6 protein-coding genes are annotated in these 9,124 nt (G+C 70.8%); 1 reads left to right on the top strand and 5 read right to left on the bottom strand.

Going from position 1 to position 9,124, the window contains the following annotated elements; translation table 11 throughout:
* Nucleotides 1-42: 42 nt before the first annotated feature.
* Nucleotides 43-1,083, bottom strand: a complete 1,041-nt coding sequence (locus ACFV2J_RS39555; protein ID WP_385082488.1) for an NAD(P)-dependent alcohol dehydrogenase — start codon at nucleotides 1,081-1,083, stop codon at nucleotides 43-45.
* A 173-nt stretch (nucleotides 1,084-1,256) separates the two neighbouring features.
* On the opposite strand from ACFV2J_RS39555, the gene ACFV2J_RS39550 reads away from it, so the two are divergent.
* Nucleotides 1,257-2,171: a helix-turn-helix domain-containing protein gene (locus ACFV2J_RS39550; protein WP_385082490.1), complete on the top strand. Its 915-nt coding sequence runs from the start codon at nucleotides 1,257-1,259 to the stop codon at nucleotides 2,169-2,171.
* 205 nt (nucleotides 2,172-2,376) lie between these two features.
* Here ACFV2J_RS39550 and ACFV2J_RS39545 read toward each other — a convergent pair whose 3' ends face one another.
* The 4 genes from ACFV2J_RS39545 to ACFV2J_RS39530 all read right to left on the bottom strand — a co-directional run bounded on the left by ACFV2J_RS39545 (nucleotide 2,377) and on the right by ACFV2J_RS39530 (nucleotide 8,945).
* Nucleotides 2,377-3,147 (bottom strand): group II truncated hemoglobin, encoded by a 771-nt coding sequence (locus ACFV2J_RS39545; RefSeq protein WP_385082492.1) that lies wholly within the window; start codon nucleotides 3,145-3,147, stop codon nucleotides 2,377-2,379.
* Nucleotides 3,148-3,237: 90 nt separating this feature from the next.
* Complete coding sequence (locus ACFV2J_RS39540) at nucleotides 3,238-6,549, bottom strand: S8 family serine peptidase (protein WP_385443305.1); 3,312 nt, start codon at nucleotides 6,547-6,549, stop codon at nucleotides 3,238-3,240.
* A gap of 192 nt (nucleotides 6,550-6,741) precedes the next feature.
* On the bottom strand, nucleotides 6,742-7,425 hold the full coding sequence (locus ACFV2J_RS39535) for an ABC transporter ATP-binding protein (protein ID WP_385097803.1): 684 nt from the start codon (nucleotides 7,423-7,425) through the stop codon (nucleotides 6,742-6,744).
* A 71-nt stretch (nucleotides 7,426-7,496) separates the two neighbouring features.
* A complete protein-coding gene (locus ACFV2J_RS39530) occupies nucleotides 7,497-8,945 on the bottom strand; it encodes an ABC transporter permease (RefSeq protein WP_385097800.1) in 1,449 nt (482 codons plus the stop codon).
* Nucleotides 8,946-9,124 lie beyond the last annotated feature (179 nt).

Raw genomic sequence — 9,124 nt, 5'->3', positions numbered from 1 at the left:
GTCCCAGGACCGGGCGGCGCCCTCCTCACGCACGTCGACCCACTAGATCGTCGCGGTGTCGATCACGAAGCGGTAGCGGACGTCACTCGACAGCACCCGCTCGTACGCGTCGTTGATCTCGGACGCGCTGATCAGTTCGATCTCCGCGCCGAGGCCGTGCTCGGCACAGAAGTCGAGCATCTCCTGGGTCTCCTGGATGCCGCCGATGCCGGAGCCGGCCAGGGACTTGCGGCCGCTGATCACGGAGAAGAGGTTGAGGGAGATCGGCTCCTCGGGGGCGCCGACGTTCACCAGCGCGCCGTCCGTGCGCAGCAGCGAGAGGAACGCCCCGAAGTCGAGCGGTGCCGAGACCGTGGACAGGATGATGTCGAAGGTGCCGCGCAGTTCCTCGAAGGTCTTCGGGTCGCTGGTGGCGTAGTAGTGGTCGGCGCCCAGCTTCAGACCGTCGTCCTTCTTGCGCAGGGACTGCGACAGCACGGTCACCTCGGCGCCGAGCGCGTGCGCGATCTTGACGCCCATGTGGCCGAGGCCGCCCATGCCGAGGACCGCGACCTTCTTGCCGGGTCCCGCGTTCCAGTGCCGGAGCGGGGAGTACGTGGTGATGCCGGCGCAGAGCAGGGGCGCGGCCACGTCGAGGGAGAGGCCGTCGGGGATGCGGACGGTGTAGTTCTCGTCGACGACGATCTTCTCGGAGTAGCCGCCGTAGGTGGGCTCGCCGTTCTTGTCGAGGGCGTTGTAGGTGCCGACGTTGCCCTTGGCGCAGTACTGCTCCAGGCCCGCCTTGCAGTTCTCGCACTCGCGGCAGGAGTCGACCATGCAGCCGACGCCCACGCGGTCGCCGACCTTGAACCGGGTGACGCCGGGGCCGACCTCGGAGACGATGCCGGCGATCTCGTGTCCGGGCACCATCGGGAAGATCGCCTCGCCCCAGCCCTCGCGGGCCTGGTGGATGTCCGAGTGGCAGATACCGGCGAACTTGATGTCGATCAGGACGTCGAACTCGCCCACGGGACGGCGCTCGATGGTGGTGCGCTCCAGCGGGGCCTTGGCGGCGGGGGCGGCGTACGCAGCAACAGTGGTCATGCCGGGGGTTCTCCTAGGGAGTGGTCTGTGCCCGGCTGCCTTCTTCCGCCGGGCACGCTCACCAGCCTGCCCCGCCGCGCGCCGTTCACCCAGGCCACGGCTTTGCGTACGACCGCTGGTCCTACTACTGGCGGGGTCAGGCTCCGCTGCGTACGACCGTGAATACTGGACGCATGAACGAGCAGCCCTTCCAGGAGATCACCGGGGAAGCCGGGCAGCCGCTGGACCGGCGTGCCGAGCTCAGTGAGTTCCTGCGCACGCGCCGGGCCCGGCTGAAGCCGGAGGACGTAGGGCTGCCCGACTTCGGACGGCACCGCCGGGTGCCGGGGCTGCGGCGCGAGGAGCTGGCGCAGCTGGCCGGGGTGTCCGTCGCGTACTACACCCGGCTCGAACAGGGGAACGGACGGAACGTGTCGGCGGAGGTGCTGGACGCCATCGCCCGCGCCCTGCGCCTGTCGGACGCCGAGCACGCGCATCTGACCCACCTCGCCAAGCCCAAGCAGCACAAGAAGAAGCAGACGGCCCGGCCGCAGCAGGTGCGGGTGGCGCTGCGGCACCTGCTGGACATGCTGGACAGCGTGCCCGCGTACGTCACCGGGCGGCGGGCCGACATCCTGGTCTGGAACCGGATGGCCGCGGCCGTGTTCGGCGACTGGGCGGAGCTCGCGCCCGACGAGCGGAACTGGGCGCGGCTGGTGTTCCTGCGGCCCGAGTACCGCGATCTGTTCGTGGACTGGGAGCAGAAGGCGATCGACATCGTGTGCATGCTGCGGATGGACGCGGGCTGTCATCCGGACGATCCGAGGCTGTCGGCGCTGGTCGGGGAGCTCTCCGTGAAGAGCCCGGACTTCCGGCGGCTGTGGGCCACGCACGACGTGAAGGAGAAGAACCACGGCGTGAAGGAGCTGCGGCATCCGCTGGTGGGCGACCTCGACCTGCGGTTCGAGTCGTTCCGGATGGCGGACGACAGCGAGCAGGCGCTGATCACGTACCACGCGGAGCCGGGGTCCGCCTCGGCGGAGGCACTGCGGCTGCTGGGCAGCTGGGGTACGGACGCGACCCGGGCGGGGGCCAACGCCCAGTCGTAGGCACCCGCCGGGTCGGGGGCCGGCGCCCGGTCGTGGGCCGGCACCCGGTCGTACGCCGCATCCCGACCGCGCCGGGGGCCCCGCCCCGACCGGCGCCCTCCCCCGTGACGGCGGACAGCCCCGCGGCGACGGCCGGCCACGCCCCTGGCCCCTCACCCGTCCGTGGGCCGCCCGGCCTCCGCGGACGTGACTCCGCGTACGGCCCTCACGCCCGGTACGGCGGTGCCGCCCCCCACGTCCACCGCGGTACGGGCTGCTCCGCCGGAGGCACCGCGTCGGGGCCGGAGAAGTACACGGCGAGCCGCGTGCCCCACTCCGCGTAGGCGAGGAACGCGGAGCGGAACTCGGCGTCGGCGGGCAGCCGCGCCTCGTCCGCCGCGTCCTGGAGCAGGTTCACCCAGCGCCGGCGCTGGGTCTCGGTGATGTTCCTGCCGAAGTGCTTGGCGACCATGTGGCCGTGGCCGCCCTGGGTCTCGGAGTAGGCGGGCGGTCCGCCGAAGACCTCGCCGAGCCAGAGGGCGACGTGCGCCGCGTGCTCGGGGGCCATGCCGGCGAAGACGGGGCCGAGGACCTCGTCCTTGAGGACCTTGTCGTAGAAGACGTCGGTGAGCCGGTCGAAGGCCTCCGCGCCGCCCGCCCACGCGTACAGGGTGGGGACCGCGGCGCCGGCGCCCCGTACCGTCGTCGCCTTGTAGTGGCGCATCTCCTCGATGTGGGGGATGTAGGGGCGGATCTCGGCGAGGAAGGCGGGGAAGAGGTCGGAGGTGCGGAAACCTTGTTCGTGGGCCTCGGTCGAGGTCCAGGTGATCCGCAGGACGAAGTGCGCGAAGTCGTCCTCGCTGCGGGCGAGTTCGTAGTCGACGCACTGCGGGGCGGCGGCCAGCTGGGCCGCGGCGCGGGTGTAGGCGGCCAGGAACTCCGCGGACCGTTCCTCGGGTATGCGGTACCGGACGTACTCCACGGTGTGGGCGCTCATGGGGACCACGGAAACACGGACGGCCCACCGGAAGCTGTTCTTCCGGCGGGCCGTTCGCTACGGGCTCATCTCACCCGGTGGGGAGCGGGCTCACTTTCCGTAGTACGCGTTGTAGATCGAGACCGTCGACTTGTTGCCCTGCTTGTCGGTGATCTTCGCGTGGAAGGAGATGCCCTTGCCCTTCGCCGGGTTCTTGACGGTGATCCTTCCGTCCTTGACCTTGAGCATGGTCCAGGTCTGGCCGTAGTCGTACGAGACGTACACGTACAGCGACTTGAGGTTCCGGCCCGCGGCCGAGCCCTGCACGGTGAGCGGGATCGTCGTCCGCCGGCCGGCCTCGACGCGGCTGTCCAGGCCGGTCGCGGCGTCGAAGCGGACCGTGGAGGCGGGCAGCTTCGCGAAGTCGGCCTTCTTGGACTTGAACGTCCAGCTCGCGTCGATCCGGGTGGAGGCCGCGGCGACCTTCACGCTGCGCTTGACCGAGGTCGTCAGCCGGTACTCGGCCTGGCCGGCCGGGACCTTGAACTCCTTTTCCCCGAAGAGCGGGTCGTCGTTCGATCCGACCTTCGTCCCGTTGCGGTACAGCGTCGTGGTGACCGAGCTGAACAGCGAGGACCCGGCGTGGGTGCTTCCGTCGGCGTACAGCGGCAGATAGCCGACGAGGTGGTCGCCGTCCCGGAAGACCCCGAAGTCGGCGTTGATCTTCGGGCCGAAGACGGCCGTGTTGAACCGCTTCGTGTAGCTCGTGCCCGCCTTGAAGGTCTGCGGGGAGCCGAGCGTGTAGTAGGCGTCGACGACCGGGAACCCGGTCGCGTCCGTGCCGGCGTGCTGCTCGAAGTCGAACGCCCACTGGACCTTCTCACCGGCCGACAGATAGAGCGTGCGCGCGCTCGGCAGCTTCTGGTCGACGGCGACACCGACGGCGTCGTCGTCGGGCAGACTGCCGTACGCGGTGATCGCGCCCGTCTTGCCGGCGGCGGCGGCTCCCATGTCCACCCGGACCTTGGCCAGTTCGCTCGCCTTGTAGTGCTTGACGTGCGCGCCCTGGAGCTTGCCGACCCTGGCGCCGGTGAAGGTGTCGTACTCGGCGGTGGCGCCCTTGACCCACTGTCCGGCCCAGCTCTGGAACAGGCCGGGGGTGACCGCCGGGCCGAGGTGCGCCATCCGCACGTTCCGGAAGGAGTCCAGCCCGAGGCCGAGTCCGATGCCCGAGGCGTCGTCGAAGTAGTTGACGACCGCCGACATCGGCTTGGCCCGCGCGTCCGGCACCGTGATGTCGGCGCCCTCGGCGGTGCGGGCGTCCAGCGTCAGCGTGGTGTTCCCGGTGACGTCCAGCCGGGGCCGGACCAGCCAGTCGACGCCGCCCTTGGCCTGCACCAGGTCCTGCACGGACAGGGAGTCGAGCAGGTACTTGCCCTTGGGCACCCGGAGGGTCACGGTGTCCGCCGTGTTCTGCGACGCGTAGTCCCGCCCCGCGCCGAGCCCGGTGTAGCCCATCAGGTCGGTGAGGTGCGTGGGCGTCTGCCCGGCGCGGTCGACGTACTTCAGGGTGACGTCGTACGACTCCGGCTCACGCTCGACCGCGACCGCCGTACGCACCGACTGACCGCCGCCCGTCGCCGTCACGTACGCGGCGTACGCGCCGTCGAGGGTGCCGCCGAGCCTGGTGTTCGCGTCGACACCGACGGACGCCTCACGCCCGGCCGGGACGGTGAGGGTGGTGGCGGCGAGCTTGAAGAAGCCCGAGGGGGCCGTGTGTCCCTTGGGGTCGGTGGCCTTGACCCCGAGGGTCAGGGTGACGTCCTTCGTGCCGAGGTTGCGGTACGTCAGCCGCCGGGTCAGCGCCCTGTCGTCGGTGTGCGGCCACTGAGCGACGCCGAAGCTCACCGAGGACGGGTCGGCGATCACCGTCTGCTTGATCGCCGAGTCGACGGCGATACGGCCCGCGCCCTGCTGGAACGGCGTGTACGCGCCGCCCTTGGCGGAACCCGTCAGCGCGCCCTTGAGCTCGGTGTACGTCCAGTCCGGGTGTTCCTGCTTGAGGATGGCGGCGGCGCCCGCCACGTGCGGGGTCGCCATCGACGTACCCGAGATCGTCAGGTAGCCCGCGGGATTCTCGCCGACCTCCGTGTCGATGACACTGCCCGGGGCGGCGGCCGCGGTGATGTCCACGCCGGGGGCGGTGACGTCCGGCTTGATGGCGCCGTCGCCGAGGCGGGGGCCGGTGCTGGAGAAGTCCGCCAGCTTGTCGTGGCCGTCGACGGCGCCGACGGTGAGCGCGGCGTCCGCGCTGCCCGGCGAACCGATCGACTCGGGACCGTCGTTGCCCGCCGCGATCGCGAAGAGGATGCCCTTCTCTGCCGAGAGCTTGTCGACCTCGGCCTCCAGCGGGTCCACGTCGGGGGTGTCCGGGCCGCCGAGGCTCAGGTTGACGACGTCGGCGCCCTGGTCGGCCGCCCACTCCATGCCGGCGAGGATGCCGGAGTCGTCACCGCTGCCGGTGTCGTCGAGGACCTTGCCGTTGAGGATCTTCGCGCCGGGCGCGACGCCCTTGTACTTCCCGTTCGACTTGGCGCCGGTGCCCGCCGCGATGGACGCGACGTGCGTGCCGTGGCCGTAGTGGTCGGTGGCGTCGGCGGCGGTGGAGAAGTTCCTGGACGCTACCACCTGGTTCCTGAGGTCCGGGTGGGTCGCGTCGACGCCGGCGTCGAGGACGGCGATCTTGACGCCCTTGCCGTCGTACCCGGCGGCCCACGCCTTGGGGGCGCCGATCTGCGGCACGGACTTGTCGAGGCTCGCCCTGCGCACGCCGTCCAGCCAGACGTGCGCGACGCCGGAGGCCGCCCGGCCGTGGTCGGTGACGGCGGACCACAGTTCGGCCGCGTCCCGCTGCGGCGTCCGCACGGCGTCCGCGTTCAGGGACTTCAGGGTCCGGCGGAGCGTTCCCGAGCCGCGGACTTCGGCCCGGGCGGCCGTCGCGGCTCCCTGGTAGCCGACGATGACCTTCAGGCCCTGCTTCTGGGAGGCGCGGTTCGCCGCCTTGTTCAGTTCGGTGACGTCGAAGAGCCGCCGGTCCAGCTTGCCGGCGGCTATGAGCGCCCGCGCGTCGGCCGGCACCACGAGGGTGTGGCCGCGGGTCTTGCGGATCTGGACGGGCACATGCGCGCGGCCCTTGGCCCGCTCGACGCCGACGACGCGCCCCTTGGCGTCGACGACCACCCGGTCGCCGGTGATCAGGGTGATGCGGTGCTTGGCCGTGATCCCGGCCGTGGACACGCGGTCGACGTGTCCGGCCTCCGCCGGGACCCGCGCGGACGCCGGGCTGGTCATTCCCGCCGCCAGGGCCACGGCCGCCGCCGTGGCGACGGTCGCCGCGCACGCTCTTTTCACTTGTCTGCGCAAGTCTCCCCCTGGAGATGAGGTCCGGGTGAATTCCCCATTCACCCGACCAGGGGATGTCTCGTACGTATGCACGATCACCCCTCGGAAAGCGCAAGTATGCCGGGGGGTGATCGGCCCCTCAAGAGCGGGGCGACGGTCAGGAGTTGGCGGAATTGTTCCGCTGAGCTCGTGAAATCGCCCTTTTGTGTTCGTTCACGCGCCCGCGTTCTCCTTGACGCTGATCTTTCCCTTGCGGATCGTCGCGAGGCGCGGGGCCTTCCTCGCGATCGCCGAGTCGTGGGTGACCATGATGAAAGTCAGCCCGCGCTCCTTCCACATGGTCTCCAGCACGTCCATGATCTCGTCGCGCATGGACTCGTCGAGGTTGCCGGTGGGCTCGTCGGCGAGCAGCACCTTCGGCTGCTTGACCAGGGCGCGGGCGATGGCGACGCGCTGCTGCTGACCGCCGGAGAGTTCGGCGGGCAGATGCCCGAGCCGCTCGGCGAGCCCCACCGACGCCAGGGCCTCGGCGGCCCGCGCGCGCCGTTCCTTCCCCTTCACCCCGAGGGGTACGAGGGCCGTCTCCACGTTCTCCTGGGCGGTGAGTGTGGGGATCAGGTTGAAGCTCTGGAAGACGAATCCGATGTTCTCACTGCGCACCTTGGTGAGCTTCGCCTCGGACAGCCGGGCCAGATCGACGCCGTCGAGTTCGACGCTGCCTCCGGTGGGCCGGTCGAGTCCGCCGAGCATCTGCAGCAGGGTGGACTTCCCGCCGCCGGTGGGCCCCTGGATGACGAGGCGGTCGCCGTCCGCGATGGTCAGGTCGACGCCGGCGAGCGCCTCGACCGTGCCCTTGCCCCGCTGGTAGCGCTTGATGACGCCGCTGAGTTCGTACATGGTGCTGCTCCTGGTTGTGCGTGAGGGGGGCCGTACGGGGGTGTGGGCCGCACGGTCCGTGCGGGGCCGGTCTATTCGACGCGGCGCAGGGCGTCCGCGGGCCGCAGCCGGGAGGCGCGCCAGCCGCCGAAGGCACCGGCGATCAGGCCGCCGGCGACGGCGAGGGCGACCGCTCCGGCGATGGTGGAGAGACTGACCGGCGCGGTGAGCGTGACGTCCAGCGCCTTGGACGCGACCCGCCGGCCGGGACCGCCGAAGCCACCGAAGCCGCCCTGTCCACCGCCGCCGCCCGAACCGCCGACCTGCGCCTGGAGACTGGGGCTGATCTCGGTGACCACGTACGCGCCCGCCAGACCGAGCGCGATGCCGAGGACGCCCCCGACCAGACCGTTGACGAGGGCCTCACCGACCACCTGCCGGGTCACCCGGCCCGACTTCCAGCCGAGCGCCTTGAGGGTGCCGAACTCGCGCACACGCCGGGAGACGGCCGAGGAGGTGAGCAGACCGGCGACCAGGAACGCGGCCACGAGCACCGCGATCGAGAGCCACTTGCCGACGTTCGAGGCGAGGTCGGAGGCGGTCGACAGGGAGCCGGAGACGGTGTCCGCGAGGTCCGCCGAGGTGGTGACCGTGGTCCCCGGGATGTTCTTCTGGATGGTGCCCTTGACGCTGGAGATCTGCTGCGAGTCGGAGGCCTTGACGTAGATCGTGGTGACCTTGTCCTTGGCGCCGGCCAGCGTCTGCGCCTGCCGCAGCGGCATGTAGAGGTTGGCCGCCGCGTCGCCGCTGTCCGGGGTCGCGATCCCGATCACCTTGAACTTGGCGCCCTTGACGGTGACGGTGCTGCCGACCGAGAGCTTCTTCTCCTTGGCGTACGACGTGTCGGCGACGACCACCGCGGCGTTCGTCTCGGACGTCGTGAAGGTGCGGCCGCTGGTGATCTTGGACGAGGTCAGCGGGCCGAGCGCCGGCTTGGTGACGTCGGTGCCGTAGACGGAGTAGTTGTTGACGTCGAAGTTGGCCCCGCCGCCCTCGACACGGCCCTGCGGGGGCTGCTGGCCGCCCTGGCGCCGGTTGCCGCCGCCGTTCCCGTTCTGCTGGAACTGACCCCGTGTGAACTGACCGTCGACCCGGATGACCTGGAGGCTGAGGCCCCCGACGGAGTCGGCCACGCCGTGCTGCGAGTCGACCTTGGAGACCGTCGAGGCGGCCAGGGTCTGGAATCCCTGGACCATGACCCGGTCGCTGCTCTGCTCCTTGTCGGAGCCGTTGTCGTTGGCGTCGAAGTTGAAGCGCGGGCGCTGACCCGTGCTCGTCGGCGGCGCCGCTGCCTTGGTGACGGTCATGTCCGTACCCAGCCCGTACAGCGACTGGAGGACCTTGCCCTGGGCCTTCTCCATCCCGGACGAGACGGAGCTGACCACGATGACCAGGGCGATGCCCAGGGCGAGCCCGGAGGCGACGACGAGCGCCGCCTTCCTGCGGCGGCGCAGTTCGCGCCTCAGGTAGGTGAAGAACATGGCCGCAAGCTAGGTACGGCGCGTGATGAAGCCATAAGGCCGAAATAAGAGAAGGATGAGAAGGCTGTGGCGGCACGGAAGTTCACCTGTGCGCGGTCCCGGAAGCCTGTGCGAACGCCGATGGCGGCGGCCCGGGGGGGGGGGCCCCCCACGCGGGGGGTGGGGGGGGGGGGGTGCGC

Source organism: Streptomyces sp. NPDC059668 (assembly GCF_042734135.1).
Classification (GTDB): Bacteria; Actinomycetota; Actinomycetes; order Streptomycetales; family Streptomycetaceae; genus Streptomyces.
The sequence above is the reverse complement of the archived record's forward strand: the minus strand, read 5'-3'. Positions and strand labels throughout refer to the sequence as shown.

Bases quoted from the DNA above. Each gene is read 5' to 3' on its own strand.
- ACFV2J_RS39555 (WP_385082488.1), bottom strand. From the start codon at position 1,083: ATGACCACTGTTGCTGCGTACGCCGCCCCCGCCGCCAAGGCCCCGCTG.
- ACFV2J_RS39550 (WP_385082490.1), top strand. From the start codon at position 1,257: ATGAACGAGCAGCCCTTCCAGGAGATCACCGGGGAAGCCGGGCAGCCG.
- ACFV2J_RS39545 (WP_385082492.1), bottom strand. From the start codon at position 3,147: ATGAGCGCCCACACCGTGGAGTACGTCCGGTACCGCATACCCGAGGAA.
- ACFV2J_RS39535 (WP_385097803.1), bottom strand. From the start codon at position 7,425: ATGTACGAACTCAGCGGCGTCATCAAGCGCTACCAGCGGGGCAAGGGC.
- ACFV2J_RS39530 (WP_385097800.1), bottom strand. From the start codon at position 8,945: ATGTTCTTCACCTACCTGAGGCGCGAACTGCGCCGCCGCAGGAAGGCG.